Origin of the sequence: Gordonia sp. SID5947, assembly GCF_009862785.1 — a bacterium.
Classification (GTDB): domain Bacteria; phylum Actinomycetota; class Actinomycetes; order Mycobacteriales; family Mycobacteriaceae; genus Gordonia.
In genome coordinates this window covers 1,998,356-2,016,770 of record NZ_WWHU01000001.1, presented here as the reverse complement: position 1 = coordinate 2,016,770, position 18,415 = coordinate 1,998,356, and the positions used below count along the sequence as shown (strand labels likewise).

The window sequence follows — 18,415 nt, the reverse complement described above, 5'->3', positions numbered from 1 at the left end:
TCGGTGGTGCGGCCCGTGGGTGGTGGGCCTGATTCCACAGTACGAAATTTCGTGAGCCGCGTCACGTCGGCTGCGAGAATGTGATGAGCGTCGGAACCGGTGCGTGACAAGTCGCACCGGCCTGACGTACGATGCGCTTCAGTTAATCACCACTAACTGAAAGGTCGATGGTGACCAGTACGTTCAGCACAGAAGCCGCCGGCGCATCCGACGAGGAGTCGGTCGGCTCCCGTGGTGCCCATCTCGGCAATGTCGCGCGTCTTCGGGAGCTTCTCGCCGTCGCGCGGCGCGGGGGTGGCGACAAGGCACGCGATCGGCACATCTCCCGCGGCAAGCTCCTGCCCCGCGACCGTGTGGACGGTCTTCTCGACGTCGGCTCGCCATTCCTGGAGGTCGCCCCGCTCGCCGCGACAGGTATGTACGACGACCGCGTCCCGTCGGCGGGCGTGGTCGCGGGCGTGGGTCGGGTCGCTGGACGCGAATGCATGATCGTCGCCAACGACGCGACGGTGTCCGGCGGCACGTACTACCCGATGACGGTGAAGAAACACCTGCGCGCTCAGGAGATCGCCGCGGCCAATCGGTTGCCCTGCATCTACCTGGTCGACTCGGGCGGCGCCATGCTCCTGCAGCAGGACGAGGTGTTCCCCGATCGGGATCATTTCGGCCGGATCTTCTACAACCAGGCGACGATGAGCGCGGCGGGCATTCCGCAGATCGCAGCGGTCCTGGGCTCCTCGACGGCAGGCGGAGCGTATGTGCCTGCCATGAGCGACGAGACGGTCATCGTGCGCAACCAGGGAACGATCTTCCTGGCCGGGCCGCCGCTGGTGAAGGCCGCCACCGGCGAGGACGTGACCGCGGAGGAACTCGGCGGCGGTGCGATGCACTCGTCGATCTCCGGCGTCACCGACCATCTGGTGGACAATGACGAGCAGGCCCTGGCCAAGGTGCGCGAGATCGTCGCCACCCTCGGCCCTCGTGACCCCGCGCAATGGGAGACGATCGCTCCGCGTGAGCCGAAACGTCCGCAGACCGACATCTACGACGTGGTCCCGACCGATTCGCGGACACCCTACGACGTGCGCGAGGTCATCGAGATCCTCAGTGATGCAGGTGAATACACAGAGTTCAAGGCCAACTACGGCACAACGCTGGTCACCGCCTTCGCCCACGTCCACGGGCATCCCGTCGGATTCGTCGCGAACAACGGTGTGTTGTTCAGCGAATCCGCGCTCAAAGGAGCACATTTCATCGAACTCTGTGACCAGCGGCGAATCCCCCTGGTCTTTTTGCAGAACATCACCGGCTTCATGGTCGGGCGCGCCTACGAGGAGGGCGGCATCGCCAAGAACGGTGCAAAGATGGTCAACGCCGTTGCGTGTGCGCGGGTGCCCAAACTGACCGTGATGGTCGGCGGCTCGTTCGGTGCCGGCAACTATTCGATGTGCGGTCGGGCGTATTCGCCGCGCTTTCTGTGGATGTGGCCCAATGCCCGCATCTCGGTGATGGGCGGACCGCAGGCCGCCGACACGCTGGCCACGGTGCGCCGCAACCAGGTCGAGCGATCGGGCGGCGAATGGGCGGCCGAGGACGAGGAGTCGTTCAAGGCGCCGATCCGTGAGCAGTTCGAGCGACAGGCCGACGCCTACTACTCGACTGCACGGCTGTGGGACGACGGGATCATCGATCCGGCACAGACCCGCACAGCCCTTGGCCTGGCTCTGGAGGCCTGTCGCCATTCCCCGCTCAACGACCCGCGCTACGGCGTCTTCCGGATGTGATCACATGACCGACAACAACTTTCCAGAAACCCGGCAGATCCGCAGTGTGCTGGTCGCCAATCGTGGCGAGATCGCCTGCCGTGTGATCGACACCCTGCGCCGGATGGGTATCCGGAGTATCGCCGTCTATTCGGACGCCGACGCCGATGCGCGGCACGTCCGAGAGGCCGACGTGGCAGTTAGGATCGGACCGGCGCCTGCGGCAGAGAGTTACCTGAACATCGATGCGGTGGTGCGCGCGGCGCAGGATTCCGGCGCCGATGCGGTCCATCCCGGTTACGGATTCCTCTCGGAGAACCAGAAGTTCGCCGCGGCATTGGCCGGTGCCGGCCTCGTGTTCATCGGTCCGCCGGTGGACGCGATCGCGACGATGGGCGACAAGATCACCGCACGCGCGGCGGTCACCGAGCGCGATGTCCCGGTGGTCCCGGGTCTGTCGCGTCCCGGTCTCACCGACGACGACCTGATCGCAGCCGCCCCCGACATCGGCTTCCCGGTCCTGATCAAGCCGAGCGCCGGCGGCGGCGGAAAAGGTATGCACCGCGTCGAGAACGCCGCGGATCTCCCGGCCGCGCTCGAACGTGCTCGCCGTGAGGCCGGCTCCGCCTTCGGCGACGACACCTTGTTCCTGGAACACTTCGTGGACACGCCGCGCCACATTGAGGTGCAGGTGCTCGCCGACGAGCACGGCAACGTGATCCATCTGGGGGAGCGCGAGTGCTCGCTGCAGCGCCGCCACCAGAAAGTGATCGAGGAGGCGCCGTCGGCCCTGCTCGACGACGAGACGCGTGCCCGGATAGGCGCTGCGGCATGCGATGCCGCGCGCAGTGTCGGTTACACCGGTGCGGGCACCGTCGAGTTCATCGTCTCGGCCCATCGGCCGGACTCGTTCTTCTTCATGGAGATGAACACCCGTCTGCAGGTCGAGCACCCGGTGACCGAACTCGTCACCGGTGTCGACCTGGTGGAACAGCAGATCCGGGTGGCGAGAGGCGAGGCTCTCACCCTCGCGCAGGACGACATCGTGATGAACGGGCACGCCATCGAGGCGCGCGTATACGCCGAGGACCCGGCACACGAGTTCTTGCCCACCGGCGGGACCATTGCCGGTCTCGTCCACCCGGACTCACGTCCGGGCAACGGGATTCGAGTCGATTCGGCGATGGCCGAAGGGCTGGTGGTGGGCAGCGACTACGATCCGATGCTCGCCAAGATCGTCGCGCACGGCAGCGACAGGGAAGAGGCGCTCGAACGTCTCGACCAAGCTCTCGCCCACACCCACGTGCTCGGCGTGGTGACCAACATCGACTTCTGTCGCCACGTGCTCGCCCAGCGGTCCGTTCGCGAGGCGGAGCTCGACACCGAACTCCTCGACCGACTCGTCCGCGATTACTCGGCGCCGGCCCCGGTTCCGGAGGCCCTGGTCCTGGCCGGGGTCGCGCGCATCGGGCCCCGCGACGGCGCAGACGTGTGGCAGTCCGCCGTGGGCTGGCGGATCGGCGAGGCCGCGCCCGTGGTGACCCGTCTGGTCAGCGGCTCGGATCATTTCACGGTTGCCATCGAGGTGCGGTCGGCGTCGGCCGATGCGATCGTCGGTCACGCGACGGTGACCTACGATGATGACCGGGAACCGTGGCGCGCGGCCGTCGAATACCGTCGGATCACGAATGGCGACAACGAAAGCCGTCGACTCATCGTCGACGGGGTCAGCCAGCTGTGGTCGAAGGCCGAGGTCGACGGGACGTGGTGGGTGGCGGGGCCACGTGGCACGTGGCTGCTCGACCTCGCGCGCACCCTGCTCGACGAAGCCGCCGACGAACATGCGGGCGAGATCCTCAGCCCGATGCCGGGCACGGTGGTCGCGGTCCGGGCCGCCGCGGGGGACACGGTCTCGGCGGGCAGCCCGATCGTCGTCGTCGAGGCGATGAAGATGGAACACACGTTGACCGCTCCGATCGACGGAGTGGTCGCGGTCTCGGCAAAGGTCGGCGACAAGGTCGCGGCCGGCCAGGCACTCGCGCATGTGGAGTCCGCTGCGAGCGAATCGATCGACAAGGAGAACTGATGGAACTCAGTCAGGAGTACACCGACCTCATCCACAGCGTTCGCGACTTCGCCCGCTCCGTGGTTGCGCCTGTCGCGGCGAAACACGATGAGGAGCACAGCTTTCCCTACGAGGTCGTCGCGCAGATGGGGCAGATGGGGCTGTTCGGGCTGCCGTTCGACGAGGAGTACGGCGGGATGGGCGGCGACTACTTCGCCCTGGCGCTCGCCCTCGAGGAACTCGGCAAGGTCGACCAATCCGTCGCCATCACGCTCGAGGCCGGTGTGGGCCTCGGTGCGATGCCGATCTATCGGTTCGGCACCGAGGAGCAGAAGCAACGCTGGCTGCCAGACCTCACCTCGGGCCGGGCCCTTGCGGGCTTCGGGCTCACCGAGCCGGGCGCCGGTTCTGACGCCGGAGCCACCGCGACAACCGCGAAGGACGACGGTGACTCGTGGATCATCAACGGCGGCAAGCAGTTCATCACCAACTCCGGAACCGATATCACCTCGTTGGTGACGGTCACCGCCGTGACCGGTTCGAAAGACAACGGGCGCAAAGAGATCTCGACGATCATCGTGCCGTCCGACACGCCGGGTTTCACCGCCGAACCCGCGTACAACAAGGTCGGCTGGAATGCCTCGGACACCCATCCGCTCAGCTTTGTCGACGCCCGCGTGCCCACCGAGAACCTCTTGGGTGAACGTGGCCGCGGTTACGCGAACTTCCTGTCGATCCTCGACGAGGGGCGGATCGCGATCGCCGCACTCGCGACAGGTGTCGCACAGGGCTGTGTGGACGAGAGTGTGAAGTACGCCAAGGAACGCCAATCCTTCGGCAAACCCATCGGTGAGTACCAGTCGGTGTCGTTCGCGATCGCGCGGATGGAGGCCCGAGCGCATGTCGCCCGCACCGCCTATTACGACGCGGCGGCCAAGATGCTGGCCGGAGAACCCTTCAAGAAGGAGGCGTCGATCGCGAAGATGATCTCCAGCGAGGCGGCGATGGACAATGCGCGGATGGCCACTCAGATCCACGGCGGCTACGGCTTCATGAACGAATACCCGGTGGCCCGGCACTACCGCGACTCCAAGATCCTCGAGATCGGGGAGGGCACCACCGAGGTCCAGTTGATGCTGATCGCACGGGAACTGGGGTTCGCATGAGTGAGGAGCGCGTCGGCCCGGCAGCCCGCATCGTCCAGCGCGGCCTGTGGTTCGACGAGTTCGCAGAAGGGACCCTCTACGAACATCGGCCCGGTCGCACCGTCACCGAGGCGGACAACGTGCTGTTCACCACGCTCACGATGAACACCCAGGCCTTGCATCTGGACGCGGCGTGGTCGGCGGAACAGCCCGGATTCGGTGGTCAGCGGCTGATCAACTCGATGTTCACGCTGTCGACCATCGTCGGGTTGTCGGTCTCGCAGCTGACGCAGGGCACCCTCGTCGCGAATCTGGGTTTCAGCGAGGTGGCGTTTCCCGCGCCGTTGTTCGCGGGCGACACCCTATACGCCGAGACCGAATGCACGGGTAGGCGGGAATCGAAGTCACGTCCCGGCGAAGGCGTGGTGAACTTGACCCACATCGGACGCAATCAGCACGGCGAGGTCGTTGCGCGCGCCGCACGGGCCACGCTGGTGCGAAAGAAGCCAGTGGAGTAGTGATGAATTTCGACAGCCCGCAATTGATCAACGCCTGGACACCCCCGGGACCCGCCATGCTTTTCTGCCCGGCGGACCGCCCCGAGCGGTATCAGAAAGCGCTCGACCGTGCGGACGTGGTGATCATCGACCTCGAGGACGCCGTCTCACCCGAGAACCGCGTGGCGGCGCGTGAGGCGCTCGTGGCCAACCCGCTCGACCCGGGTCGCACGATCGTCCGGATCAATCCGGCGGGCACGGGCGACTATCGCCGCGATCTGGCGGCCATCGGCGACACCAACTATCGGGTGGTGATGCAGGCCAAGGCCGAAGACGTCGACTCCATCATCGACACCGCGCTGCAGACCATCGCGCTCATCGAGACCCCGCTGGGTGCGACCCGTGCCCACGAGATCGCCGCCGCCGTGAACTGCATCGGGCTGATGTGGGGTGCCGAGGATCTGGTCGCCGGTCTGGGTGGCAAATCGAGCCGGTTCGGGCCGGACGAGGAGCGGCCCGGTTCGTACCGTGACGTGGCCCGGTGGGTTCGTTCGTCGACGAGGATCGCGGCTGCGGCCCATGGCAAGTTCGCGGTGGACTCCGTCCACCTCGACATCCCGGACATCGCGGGGCTCATCTCCGAGGTCCGCGATGCGGTCGCGTTGGGTTACACCGCGACGGCATGTATCCACCCTTCGCAGGTGCCCTACATCCGCGACGGGTATCGACCGTCGGAGGAGGAAGTCCGCTGGGCGCAGCGCGTGGTGGAGGGCTCCGCCGAATACCAGGGTGGGGTGTTCAGCATCGACGGACAGATGATCGACGGCCCGGTGTTGCGGCAGGCCGAGGTGGTGCTGGCGAGAGTCGTTGCCACCCAGGGCGTCCCGGAGTCCGATGAGGACTCGTCATCTACCGAGCACCATTGAGAGAACGCCGCTGGCGCGGCCGAGAAGGAACGCCGCTGACGCGGCCGAAAAGGAATCGGAGCCCGATCATGACCGAACCGGCATATTCGCGGGGCGAGGACAGCCCGGATCTGCTGACCGAGACGATCGGCGCGACGCTGGCCCGAACGGCGGCGGCGTTCGGTGACAACGTCGCGCTCATCGATGCCGCTGCCGGGCGGCAGTGGACGTACACCGAGTTCCTCCACGATGTGCGGGCACTTGCTGCGGGGCTGGTCCGTCGCGGGGTGGATCCCGGTGATCGCGTAGGGCTCTGGTCGCCCAACCGGTTCGAGTGGGTCTTGACCCAGTACGCGACGGCCGAGGTCGGTGCGATCCTGGTCAACCTCAACCCCGCCTACCGGCAGAACGAGATCGAGTACGCGCTGGCACAGTCGGGCGCCAGCGTGGTGATCGCGGCCGAACAGTTCAAGGATTCCGCGTACGCGACGATGCTCGCGGCCGCGCGGCCCCGCTGCCCCGACCTCCGCGAGGTCGTTCTGTTCGAGTCCTCGGACTGGGCGGGGATGCTGGCCGAGCCGACCGCCGCCGAGTCTGCCAGGGTCGCGGAGATCGCGGGATCGCTGTCGCCGGACGACGCCATCAACATCCAGTACACCTCGGGGACCACCGGATTCCCCAAGGGCGCCACGCTTTCTCATCGCAACATCGGTAACAACGGTTACCTGGTGGGAGAGCTGCTCGACTACACCGAGGACGATCGGATCTGTCTGCCGGTGCCGTTCTACCACTGCTTCGGCATGGTGATGGGCAACCTCGCGGCCACCAGCCACGGCGCCGCCATGGTCATTCCGGCGCCGGCGTTCGACCCGAGGGCCACGCTGGCCGCGGTGTCGGAATATCGCTGTACCAGCCTCTACGGGGTTCCGACGATGTTCATCGCGGAGCTCGCTCTTCTCGACGAGGCCGGCGGGGCAGCGGGTTTCGACCTGTCGAGCCTGCGGACCGGAATCATGGCCGGTTCCCCGTGTCCGGAACACGTGATGCGCCAGGTCGTCGAGCGGATGCACATGAGCGAGGTGTCGATCTGTTATGGCATGACCGAGACCTCGCCGGTCTCCACCCAGACCCGGGTGGACGATCCCCTCGAGCTGCGGGTGGCCACGGTCGGACGGGTCGGTCCACATCTCGAGATCAAGGTCGTCGACCCGGGTACGGGCGACACGTTGGCACGCGGCGAGACCGGTGAGTTCTGCACCAAGGGGTACTCGGTGATGAAGGGCTACTGGAACGAGCCGGAGAAGACCGCCGACGCACTCGACGCCGAGGGTTGGATGCACACCGGTGACCTCGCCGTGATGGACGACAACGGATACGTCCGGATCACCGGAAGGATCAAGGACATGGTGATCCGCGGGGTGAGAACATCTACCCCCGGGAGATCGAGGAATTCCTCTACACCCACCCCGACATCCTCGACGCACAGGTCATCGGCGTGCCCGACGACAGGTACGGCGAGGAATTGATGGCCTGGATTCGGTTGCGGGACGGCGCAACCGATTTCACGAAAGACGATCTGCATGCGTTCGCTGCCGGCAAGATCGCCCGGCACAAGATCCCGCGATATGTGCATGTGGTCGAGGAATTCCCGATGACGGTGACGGGCAAGGTGCGCAAGGTGCAGATGCGTGCCGAAGCAGTCGACATCCTCGGGTTGTGAGACGAGGCGAGCGAGGAAACGTGAGCGATTCCCGGCAGAGCACTTCCCGGTCCACATACATCGATTCGTTTGCCACCGCCGCGCGCGAGCGGTCGGGCCGGGCACTCTCAGACTACGCGGAACTGTGGCAGTGGTCGGTCGACGAGCCTGCACAGTTCTGGCGCGCGTTGTGGGACTTCTACGATCTCGATGACATCGCCGAGACCGCCGACGGGCGCGGGTTGGTCGACGACACCGATGTACTGGCGAATCGCGAGATGCCGGGCGCACGGTGGTTCCCCGACGTGCGGCTCAACTACGTATCCGCGATCATGCGGCACACCGACCGGCGGGGCGCGGCGATCGTCGGTGTCGACGAGGAGGGTGGACGGACCGAGGTCGCGTGGTCGGAACTGACCGAACAGGTCGTCGGGTTCGCGCGGACACTGACCGATCTCGGTGTCGGCGTCGGGGATGTGGTGGCCGCCTACCTACCCGACATCCCCGAGGCCGTCATCGCATTCCTCGGCACCGCGCACGTCGGTGCCATCTGGTCGGGCTGTGGGCAGGACTACGCGCCGGAGGGGGCAGCAGGCCGGCTCGCGCAACTGGACCCGAAGGTCCTCGTCACCGCAGCGGGTTATCGGTACAACGGCAAGGCCGTCGACAAGTGTGCCGACAGTGCCGCGCTGGCCGATCTCCTGCCGGGACTCGTCGCGCACATCGTGGTGCGACCACCGGATGGTGCCGCATCAGGTGATGGCGCTGTCGACGCAGAACCGGGTTCCGGGCCACGTCGTCGGATCGACTACGCGGATGCGATCGGCGCCCGAGGGGAGGAGGCTCTCGAGCCGGCATCGGTTCCGTTCGACCACCCGCTCTGGGTCTTGTTCAGTTCCGGCACCACCGGCAAGCCCAAGGGCATCGTCCACGGCCACGGTGGCGTCGTCGTCGAACACCTCAAGGCGGCTGGACTGCACGGGGATCTGGGACCCGACGACGTATTCTTCTGGCAGACCGCACTCAGCTGGATGATGTGGAACTTTCAGGTCGCCGGATTGCTCTGCGGCACAAGGATAGTCTGTTACAGCGGCTCTCCGCTCTTTCCCGATGCCGATCGACTCTGGCAGATCGTCGAATCCGAAGGAGTCACCTATTTCGGTACCAGTCCAGGGCAGCTGCAGGCCTCCCGCAAGGCGGGCCTGCATCCGGGGCGGGATCACGACCTTGCCGCTCTGCGGACGCTCGGCAGCACCGGATCGACTCTCGCGGCCGACCTGTTCACCTGGGTCGACGACAACGTGAAGGCGGGCCTGCCGATCTCATCCATCAGCGGCGGTACCGACGTGGTCACAGCCTTTGCCGGCGGTTCGGTCGGTGTCCCGGTCGTCGCCGGCGAGCTCTCGGTCCGGTATCTGGGGGTGGCCCTGGAGAGTTGGGCGCCCGACCGTACGCCGCTGATCGACGAGGTCGGAGAGATGGTCATCACCGCGCCGATGCCGTCGATGCCCGTCGCGTTCTGGAATGACCCCGACGGGGCCCGGTACCGCGATGCGTACTTCACGCACGAGTGGGCCTCGCCACCGCCAGAACCGGTGTGGCGGCACGGCGATTGGGTCACGGTGACCGATCGCGGGTCGATGATCATCCACGGTCGCAGCGACGCCACATTGAACCGGCACGGAATCCGCATGGGGTCGGCCGACATCTACGAGGTGGTGGAGGGGATCGACGAGATCGCCGAGGCCTTCGTGCTCGGCGTGGACGGCCCGCGCGGAACATATTGGATGCCGCTCTTCGTCACGCTCGTGCCGGGCGCGAACCTCGACGACCAGTTGACCGCACGCATCGCGTCGGAGGTTCGGACCAGGTTGTCGCCACGTCACGTGCCCGACGAGGTGATCGAGGCTCCGGGTATCCCGCATACCCGGACCGGCAAGAAACTCGAGGTCCCGGTGACCGGCATCCTGGCGGGACGCGCCGATGTCAACATCGACCCCAAGTCCGTGGACGATTACTCACTGATCCAGTGGTACGCGGACCGCGGAAGTGCGCATCAGTGGTAGAAGGCGCAGGTCATCGCGGCATCGGGCCCGGCGGTGAATCCCATCCCGTGGGGGCTGCGAAAAACATGTACTAGCGTGGGGCCCGGTACATGCGCTCACCGCGGGGGCAGAGACGACTGAGCAGGAGATGCGATGACCTACCAACCGGGATCCGGCCAACAGGGTTACGGGCAGTACGGCGGCTACTCACAGTCCGGCCACCAGGAAGGTGCGGGCTACGGGCAGCAGCCGGGATATGACCAGCAGGGACAGGGCCAGCAAGGACAGGGCCAACAAGGCTATGGCCAGCAGCCGACCTACGGTCAGCAGTACCCGCAGAACTACGGGCAGCAGCAGTACCCGCAGAACTACGGGCAGCAGCAGTACCCGCAGAACTACGGGCAGCAGCAGTACCCGCAGAACTATGGCCAGCAGCAGTATCCGCAGAACTACGGCCAGCAGCAGTACCCGCAGGGTTATGGGCAGTACGGTTCCACCGCACCCAAGCCGCAGGGGCAGGGCCTGCCGGCGAACATCGGTCAGCTGCTCGCCATCGCCGTCGCGGCAGTGGCCGGCGTCAACGCGATCGTGAGCTTCTGGAATCTCGGCGCCTACCTGCCGTACATGGCGTTCATCGCCCTGCTGTCGGTGCTGACCTTGCATCCGAGAATCGAGACCAAGATCTTCGTGCCGGTGATCGCGGCGAGCGCGGTCGCCGTTGCGATCACAGACATCTTCGCGGTGATCCACACCGCGTCGAGGGGGTCGGAGTTCATCGCGAACTCGGGAATCGACTACACCCAGCTCGTGCTGTCGCTGATCGTCGCGGCGCTCGCCGTGTTCTGGTTGTTGCTGGTGCTGGACTTCGTCAAGGCTGCGCCTGATACCGCATCCCCCGCCACGGAGCGGGCAGGCGCGGCCGACGCGACGCCGCAGACGCAGGTCATGTCCCAGGCGCCGGAGGCCCAGGGGGACGCCCAGTCCTCGTCGGCCGGCTACGGCGACGCGCAGGCCCCCGGTCAGGCGCAGAGCGCGTCGCCGTACGGGGATGCCTATGGCACGTCGGGTTCATCGTCGACACAACCCGGCTACGGCTCGAGCAGCGCCGCACAGCCCGGTTACGGTGCGTCGGCCTACGGGTCGTCGCAGGCGGCGCCCGCGTCACCTGGCGGGTACAGCGCCACCGCGGGGGCGTCCGAGACGTCGGCCGATTACACCGCCGGCGCCCGGCCGGCCGCTCAGGGCGGCAGTGAGGACGCGACGACCGCCATCAACAAACCGGAGCAGTCCGGCGGTCACTGACCTCCGCGCAACGCACCAACGGACGCCCCGTCGACATCGTCGGCGGGGCGTCGCGCTGCACGGACCTCGCACCGTCGACGTGCGACGCCTGCGACGGGTGTCGCTTTCTGAGGTTGGCGCGGCGCGTCTGCCGGGTGTGACGGTTGGGTCGTGTCACTCTCATGATGATGCCCTCGCCAACAGCTGAGAACCTCGCGTCGCGTCTGCGCCAGATGCGGCAGTCGAGTCGCGCCCAGCGGACGATGCCCGACGGGTCCGCACGTGAGCTCATCGTCGTCGCGTTCGCCGTCCCGGTCGTCACGATCCTGGTGACGGCTGTGGTCGTGCTGACCGTGCTGCTGTCGGCCGGGAGCGGACTCGACGGTCTGGCGACCGCGGTCGGCGCCATCTGGCTCGCCATCCACCAGGTGCCGCTGACGATGAGTGGCGTCACCGTCGGGGTGCTCCCGCTGCTCCCGACCATTGCGGTGGCTGCCGGAGCCGCGCGGATGGCGGGATCGGTCAGTGGCCCGGAGCGTCCGACGTCCGAGCTCGTGGCGGTCGTGTTCGCGGCGCTGGGCGGCCCGATGCTGATGACGGCGCTCTCGCTCGCCGTCGTGATGGACGGATCTTCGGTCTTTCCCGTACAGAGCCCCGCCGCGTTGACCGCATTCGGTTATACGGCCGGTATCCACGCGGCGGCGGCCACCCTGGGGATCCTCTGGCAGCGTCGGAGCGAATGGTACGACCGCTTCGGGATCACCCCCGCGGTCCGGCGCGGCGCACGTCTGGGCATGTTCGCGGTGGTTGCATTACTCACGTGCGCGGCCGCACTTGTCGTGATCCGACTGGTCATGGGATGGGGAGTCGTCGGTGACCTGATCGGCGGGGGCAGCGATTTCGACGGCTACCTCGGCCTCACCGCGCTGTCGGTGCTCTACCTGCCCAACGCCGTCATCGGAGCGGCGGCGGTGCTCGTCGGGTCCGATGTCCACGTCGGCGGCGCCACCGTCGATCTGCTCGACGTCCACGGGGGACCGGTACCTCCGCTGCCGGTCCTGGGAGTGCTGCCCGAGAACGGCGCAGGCATGCTCGGGATTCTCGGATTCGTCATCCCGGCGTCGATTGCGCTGCTGGTGGCGTGGCGCTGCCGGGACATCGATCCGCTGGCGAACGTCCGATCCGTGGCGGTCGCCGGTGCGGTCGCCGCGTCGATGATGGTGGTTCTCTGTTCGATGGCCGGCGGGGTGCTCGGCGAGTTCGGTGATGCCGGCGTCACATTGCCCACCGCGGGGGTCTTCACCCTGGGGTGGATAGCCGTCACCGGCATGGTCGTCGCGCTGATCTACGGAACCCTTCCGTCCACTCGCGCCGCCCGCGAGGCGCTCGACGTCGACGACGAATTCTTCGAGGGTGACGAGTCCGGCTACGAAGACGACTACCTCACCGCGGACGACGACTGGGAGTACGACGAAGGTTACGACGCCTGGGCCGAGGACGAGTGGGACGATCAGTGGGAAGGCGACGAGGAGTGGGACGGTGCCGAACCAGTCGACGAGATCGGCGAGTACGACACCGCCGATGATCATGACACCGTGGGCACGTCGGACGAGGATGTCGAATACTCCGGCGACCCGCGCTGACGGCGGGCGAGCGCACCGCCCCGACGAGCCCGGCATTCGTGCCGCCCACTAGGCTTCCTGGTGTGAACGCAGTCCCCGCAGAGCCGTCCGTGCCTGCGGTTCGCGTACCCATCGTGGTGATGGCATCGGGTACCGGTTCGCTTCTCGAATCGTTGCTCGCACGGGTCGACCAGGACGCACCGTTCCGGATCGTGGCCATCGTGGTGGACCGGAAGTGCCGCGCCGGCGACATCGCCGCATCCCACGACATCCCGCTCGTGGACGTCCGCCTCGCCGATCATCCCGACCGTGCAGCCTGGGATGTCCGGTTGACCCAGCAGGTCGCCGAATACGACCCGGCGTGGGTCGTGACCGCCGGATTCATGAAAATCCTTGGGCCCGCATTTCTCTCCCGGTTCGGTGGTCGCATCGTGAACTCTCATCCGGCACTGCTGCCGGCGTTTCCGGGAGCGCATGGGGTCGCGGAGGCTCTCGCCCACGGCGTGAAGGTGACCGGCGCAACGGTGCACCTGGTGGACGCCGGCGTGGACACCGGGCCGATCCTTGCGCAGGAGCCCGTCGCGGTGCGAGCAGACGACACCGCTGACACGCTCCACGAACGAATCAAATCGGTCGAGCGTGTGCTGCTCGCCGACGTGGTGACCGCACTCGTCACCAAAGGTGTAGTGATCGACGGACGAAAGGCCGACATCCCGTGAATCCACAGAGCCCCGCCGGTGGCGCTCGACGCCCGATCCGCCGCGCACTGGTCAGCGTCTACGACAAGACCGGCCTCGCCGACCTGGCCTCGGCCCTGCACGGTGCAGGTGTCGAAATCGTCTCCACCGGTTCCACGGCCAAAACGATTGCCGGCGCCGGAGTCCCGGTGGTCGAGGTGTCGACGTTGACCGGGTTCCCCGAATGCCTCGACGGCCGGGTCAAGACGTTGCATCCGATGGTGCACGCCGGAATCCTCGCGGACAGTCGCAAGCAGAGCCACGTCGACCAACTCGCCGACCTCGGTATCGCGGCTTTCGATCTGGTCATCGTCAACCTGTACCCGTTCACCGAGACCGTCGCGTCGGGCGCGGAACCGGATGAATGTGTCGAACAGATCGACATCGGCGGCCCCTCGATGGTCCGTGGGGCGGCCAAGAACCACCCGACCGTCGCAGTGGTGGTGAACCCCGCCGACTACACCGTCGTGCAAGATGCGTTGTCGGCGGGCGGGTTCACGCTGGACGACCGCAAGGCCTTGGCAGCCAAGGCATTTCGCCATACCGCCGACTACGATGTGGCGGTCGCATCGTGGATGTCCAGTGTGGTGGCCCCGTCCGCGGACTCCGAGACCTTCCCGGACTGGGTCGGCGCCACCTGGACCCGGTCGTCGTTGTTGCGTTATGGCGAGAACCCGCACCAGGCGGCAGCGCTCTACCTCAGCGAGGCGGGCGGCGGCCTCGCGGCCGCGGAGCAGTTGCACGGCAAGGAGATGAGTTACAACAACTACACCGATGCGGACGCGGCCTGGCGTAGCGCACACGACTTCGACGGCCCAGCCGTCGCCATCATCAAGCACGCCAATCCGTGTGGCATCGCCGTCGGAACCGATATCGCGGAAGCTCATCGCAAAGCCCATGCGTGCGACCCGGTGAGCGCGTACGGCGGGGTGATCGCGGCGAACCGCGAGATCACCGTCGCCATGGCCGAGCAGGTCGCCGAGATCTTCACCGAGGTCATCATCGCCCCCGGTTTCGCCGACGGTGCGCTGTCGGTGCTGACCCGGAAGAAGAACATCCGGGTGTTGACAGCGCCGGCGCCGCAGCGCGCCGGGGTGGAGACCAAGCCGATCTCCGGCGGACTCCTCATGCAGCAGCGCGATGTCCTCGACGCCGACGGCGACGACCCGGCGAACTGGACGTTGGCCGCGGGCGCCCCAGCGGACCCCGCGACCATTGCCGATCTCGAATTCGCCTGGCGAGCTTGCCGATCGGTGAAGTCGAATGCGATCCTGCTGGCCCACGACGGCGCGTCGGTCGGCGTCGGTATGGGCCAGGTCAACCGCGTCGACTCGGCGCACCTCGCCGTGAAACGCGCCGCTGATCGGGCGTCCGGCAGCGTGGCCGCCTCGGATGCCTTCTTCCCCTTTCCCGACGGGTTGCAGGTGCTCATCGCGGGGGGTGTCCGGGCGGTGGTCCAGCCCGGCGGATCCATCCGCGACAACGAGGTCATCGAGGCGGCGTCGGAGGCAGGCGTCACGTTGTACCTCACGGGCGCACGACATTTCGCTCACTGAGCACGTGAATCTGTGAGTCTGGCCGAATTCGCGTTCCTGGTTCTGGCCGGGTTCGGGGCCGGGCTCATCGGGTACATCACCGGGTTGGCATCGGTGGTCAGCTACCCGGCGCTCCTCGCGGTGGGGCTCAGTCCTATTGCGGCGAACGTCACCAACACGGTGTCGCTGGTGGCGGTCGGCATCGGGAGCACGTCGCAGTCCGGCCGGGTCCTGCTCGACGGTGACCGGCGACGCCTGATCGGCGGGGTCATCGCATCGCTCGTGGGAGGCACGATCGGCGCGGTGACCCTGTTGCTCACCCCGCCCGGCGCTTTCGAGGCGATCGTGCCGTTCCTCGTCGCCCTCGCCGCGGTCGCACTGTTGTGTCAGCCGATCCTCCGGCGCTGGGCGACGAGCCACGAGGACCGGCCGTGGGTGTGGTTGATCTCGTTGCTGGTGATCTCCGTCTATGGCGGCTATTTCGGCGCCGGAGCGGGAATCATGGTGCTGGCCCTGATGCTGGTGCTCACCAGCGAGCCGCTGTGGCGAGCTGCGCTGTCGAAGTCGCTGTTCCTGGGTATCGCGAACACCGTTGCGGCCATCGGGTTCATGATCTTCGGGCCGGTGGACTGGTGGGCGGCGCTGGCGATGGCCATCGGCTGCCTCATCGGGGGCTGGTGCGGACCGCCCGTGGTGAAGCGGCTGCCGCCGGGGCCGCTGCGGATAGCCGTCGCGGTTGGAGGACTGGCCCTCGCCGGATGGCTTGCCGTGCGCTGACGTGCCGCCGCCCGCCGCCCGCCGCCCGCCGACAGCAACACAAATCCCGCCGACAGCAACACAAATCCCGCCGACGGCAACCCGGACAGCGCGCCACAACCCCTCTCGTCGGTGAGATCGAGGTGCAGGGTCCATCCTGATGGTGGGCAATTCGCCGATAGCGCCGATGCTCTCGGTGCAGATCGTGTTGCCGTCGGCGGGCGACGGGTTGCTATCGGTGAGAAGGAGGAGGGATCTGAGCCCTTTCACCCAGCGTGCGACAAACCCTGGAGAGGGTTGCGTCGGTTCACTACAAAGGCGAGATGACGTTCGCCCCCGCCGAGTTCAGCAGGCACGTCGACCGGGATGCATCGGATGAACTGGTCGGACGGGTCGCATCACGGGTCGCGCCCCTGAAACGGCAGCACACTACCCATCCGGCGCCTTCCGTGGAGGATCTCCCATGACCCGGTCCGTCACCCCACCCTCCACCGCGACTGACATCCTTTCCGCCGGTGTCGAGTTCGACATCGACGAGTACGGCCCGTCCTTCGGTGCCGAGATTCGTGGCGTGAACGTCGCGTCTGCCACCGAAAACCAGATCGTCGCGTTGCGACGTGCCCTGACCGAGTACAAGGTCATCGTGCTGCGCGGGCAGGAGATCGACGATGCCGAGCACATCGAGTTCGGCCGTCGGCTCGGGGATCTCACCTTCGGGCATCCGGTATGGAACAGCGGTGACGTCCCCGGCGAGGTCTACTCGCTCGACAGTGCCAGACGACGGCTTCGCCGACGTCTGGCACACCGACGTCACGTTCATGCCGCGACCCCCGATGGGGTCGATCCTGCGACCGGTGGTGTTGCCGCGCAACGGCGGTGACACGAACTGGGCCGACGCGGAGCTGGCCTACCGGTCCCTCTCGGAGCCGGTGCGTCGCCTGGCGGATTCCCTCACCGCGGTGCACGACGGCAACCGCGCGTTCGGCTACTACCTCGAGCAACGCCGCGGTGGACGCGGAAACACTTGGGACGGTGCGGAGGTCACCGAACTCCGGCCGGTCAGTCATCCCGTGGTGCGGATTCACCCGGAGACCGGTGGTAGGTTCCTGTTCGTCAATCCGGGCTTCACGTCGCACATCGACGGGGTCTCCGATGCGGAGAGTCGCGCAATCCTGGATCTCCTCTACGCACACCTCACCAAACCCGAGCACATCATCAGGCACCGGTGGCGGCTCGGCGATGTGGTGCTCTGGGACAACCGCAACACACTGCACTATGCCAATCGCGACTATGGCGACATCCGCCGCGTGATGCATCGGATCACCCTCCGGGGTGACGAGCCCGTCGGCCCCCGCTGACCCTTCGAGACGCTTCGCTCCTCAGGGAACAGATGTCGAGACGACGTCGCCTCGTCTTATTCAACCAAAAGGTTGACAACGCTCGACGCGCGGCGCAGACTCGTATTCAACCAAACGGTTGAGGAGGATTCAGGTGGCCGACGAGTTGTCGAAGGTGTTCGCCGCACTTGCGGACCCGACCCGGCGCGACATGGTCGCGCGGTTGGCTGTCTCCGACGCGACGGTCGGTCAGCTCGCCGACCCGTATGACGTCAGCATCCAAGCCGTGTCCAAGCACCTCAAGGTGCTCGAGGACGCCGGCCTGGTGACCCGTACCCGGGAGGCACAGACCCGCCCGGTCCATCTGGAAGCGGAGGTGTTCGACCTCATGACCAAATGGATCGAGCGTTATCGCAGGCAGGCCGAAGAGCGCTATCAGCGCCTCGACGTCCTGCTCGCGGAGATGAACGACGGCCCCGCGGCACAACGTCGCGAGGACGAGAGACCACGACGGAAAGGAAAGGCATCATGAGCGCAGTACAGACTCGCTACTCGGAGGCGGCGATCGAGGCCGACAAGGAGGTTCCGATCATCCGGATCACGCGCGATTTCCGCGGGACGCCGGCCCAGTTGATGAAGGCGCACACCGACCCGGAGCTGTTCGTCCGGTGGGTGGGCCCGAGCTCGATCAGCAGTCGGATCATCGACTGGGATGTGCGCGACGGTGGCAGTTGGCGCTACGTGTCCGAGCGCGACGGCGAAGAGTTCGGCTTCCGCGGATGTTTCCATTCGGTCTCCGACGACAAGGTCGTACAGACCTTCACCTTCGAGGGGATGCCCGATCAGGTGGCGCTCGAGACGCTGTGGTTCGAGGATATCGGCGACGGTATGACGCGTCTGCACGCACAGTCTCTGTGCGACAGCTTCGAGGCCCGAGACGGATGGCTCGCATCCGGCATGGAGGAAGGCGTCAACGATGGCTACGCCGCCCTCGAGCAGCTGATCGCCTCGGGAGAGGTGTGAATCCG

General features: G+C 66.7%; 13 protein-coding genes and 2 pseudogenes. All 15 read left to right on the top strand.

Going from position 1 to position 18,415, the window contains the following annotated elements:
- Nucleotides 1-167: 167 nt before the first annotated feature.
- The 15 genes and pseudogenes from GTV32_RS09325 (at nucleotide 168) to GTV32_RS09255 (ending at nucleotide 18,410) form a co-directional block, all read left to right on the top strand.
- Entirely contained in the window at nucleotides 168-1,784 is a 1,617-nt protein-coding gene (locus GTV32_RS09325; RefSeq protein WP_161059979.1) for a carboxyl transferase domain-containing protein, read from the top strand.
- Nucleotides 1,785-1,788: 4 nt separating this feature from the next.
- Nucleotides 1,789-3,849 carry a biotin carboxylase N-terminal domain-containing protein gene (locus GTV32_RS09320; protein ID WP_161059977.1) on the top strand — a complete coding sequence of 687 codons (2,061 nt, stop codon included), beginning with the start codon at nucleotides 1,789-1,791 and terminating at the stop codon, nucleotides 3,847-3,849.
- Nucleotides 3,849-4,994 (top strand): acyl-CoA dehydrogenase family protein, encoded by a 1,146-nt coding sequence (locus GTV32_RS09315; RefSeq protein WP_161059975.1) that lies wholly within the window; start codon nucleotides 3,849-3,851, stop codon nucleotides 4,992-4,994. The genes GTV32_RS09320 and GTV32_RS09315 overlap by 1 nt, the downstream gene beginning before the upstream one ends.
- Nucleotides 4,991-5,491 carry a MaoC family dehydratase gene (locus GTV32_RS09310; protein WP_161059973.1) on the top strand — a complete coding sequence of 167 codons (501 nt, stop codon included), beginning with the start codon at nucleotides 4,991-4,993 and terminating at the stop codon, nucleotides 5,489-5,491. Before GTV32_RS09315 ends, GTV32_RS09310 begins: the two co-directional genes overlap by 4 nt.
- A gap of 2 nt (nucleotides 5,492-5,493) precedes the next feature.
- On the top strand, nucleotides 5,494-6,396 hold the full coding sequence (locus GTV32_RS09305) for a CoA ester lyase (protein ID WP_161059971.1): 903 nt from the start codon (nucleotides 5,494-5,496) through the stop codon (nucleotides 6,394-6,396).
- Between the two features lie 68 nt (nucleotides 6,397-6,464).
- Nucleotides 6,465-8,095 (top strand): annotated as a pseudogene (locus tag GTV32_RS09300) (AMP-binding protein).
- 20 nt (nucleotides 8,096-8,115) lie between these two features.
- Nucleotides 8,116-10,140: an acetoacetate--CoA ligase gene (locus GTV32_RS09295; RefSeq protein ID WP_161059969.1), complete on the top strand. Its 2,025-nt coding sequence runs from the start codon at nucleotides 8,116-8,118 to the stop codon at nucleotides 10,138-10,140.
- A gap of 132 nt (nucleotides 10,141-10,272) precedes the next feature.
- Entirely contained in the window at nucleotides 10,273-11,421 is a 1,149-nt protein-coding gene (locus tag GTV32_RS09290) for a hypothetical protein (protein ID WP_161059967.1), read from the top strand.
- A 167-nt stretch (nucleotides 11,422-11,588) separates the two neighbouring features.
- Entirely contained in the window at nucleotides 11,589-13,043 is a 1,455-nt protein-coding gene (locus tag GTV32_RS09285; RefSeq protein WP_237421506.1) for a low temperature viability 1 family protein, read from the top strand.
- Nucleotides 13,044-13,162: 119 nt separating this feature from the next.
- Complete coding sequence (purN, locus tag GTV32_RS09280; RefSeq protein WP_202422367.1) at nucleotides 13,163-13,741, top strand: phosphoribosylglycinamide formyltransferase; 579 nt, start codon at nucleotides 13,163-13,165, stop codon at nucleotides 13,739-13,741.
- Entirely contained in the window at nucleotides 13,738-15,315 is a 1,578-nt protein-coding gene (gene purH / locus GTV32_RS09275) for a bifunctional phosphoribosylaminoimidazolecarboxamide formyltransferase/IMP cyclohydrolase (RefSeq protein ID WP_161059960.1), read from the top strand. The genes purN and purH overlap by 4 nt, the downstream gene beginning before the upstream one ends.
- A gap of 12 nt (nucleotides 15,316-15,327) precedes the next feature.
- Nucleotides 15,328-16,071, top strand: coding sequence for a sulfite exporter TauE/SafE family protein (locus GTV32_RS09270; protein ID WP_161059959.1), 744 nt, complete (start codon nucleotides 15,328-15,330; stop codon nucleotides 16,069-16,071).
- 442 nt (nucleotides 16,072-16,513) lie between these two features.
- A pseudogene (locus GTV32_RS09265) lies at nucleotides 16,514-17,408 on the top strand (TauD/TfdA family dioxygenase).
- Nucleotides 17,409-17,541: 133 nt separating this feature from the next.
- On the top strand, nucleotides 17,542-17,919 hold the full coding sequence (locus GTV32_RS09260; RefSeq protein ID WP_161059957.1) for a metalloregulator ArsR/SmtB family transcription factor: 378 nt from the start codon (nucleotides 17,542-17,544) through the stop codon (nucleotides 17,917-17,919).
- Nucleotides 17,916-18,410, top strand: a complete 495-nt coding sequence (locus tag GTV32_RS09255) for an SRPBCC domain-containing protein (protein WP_161059955.1) — start codon at nucleotides 17,916-17,918, stop codon at nucleotides 18,408-18,410. Before GTV32_RS09260 ends, GTV32_RS09255 begins: the two co-directional genes overlap by 4 nt.
- Nucleotides 18,411-18,415 lie beyond the last annotated feature (5 nt).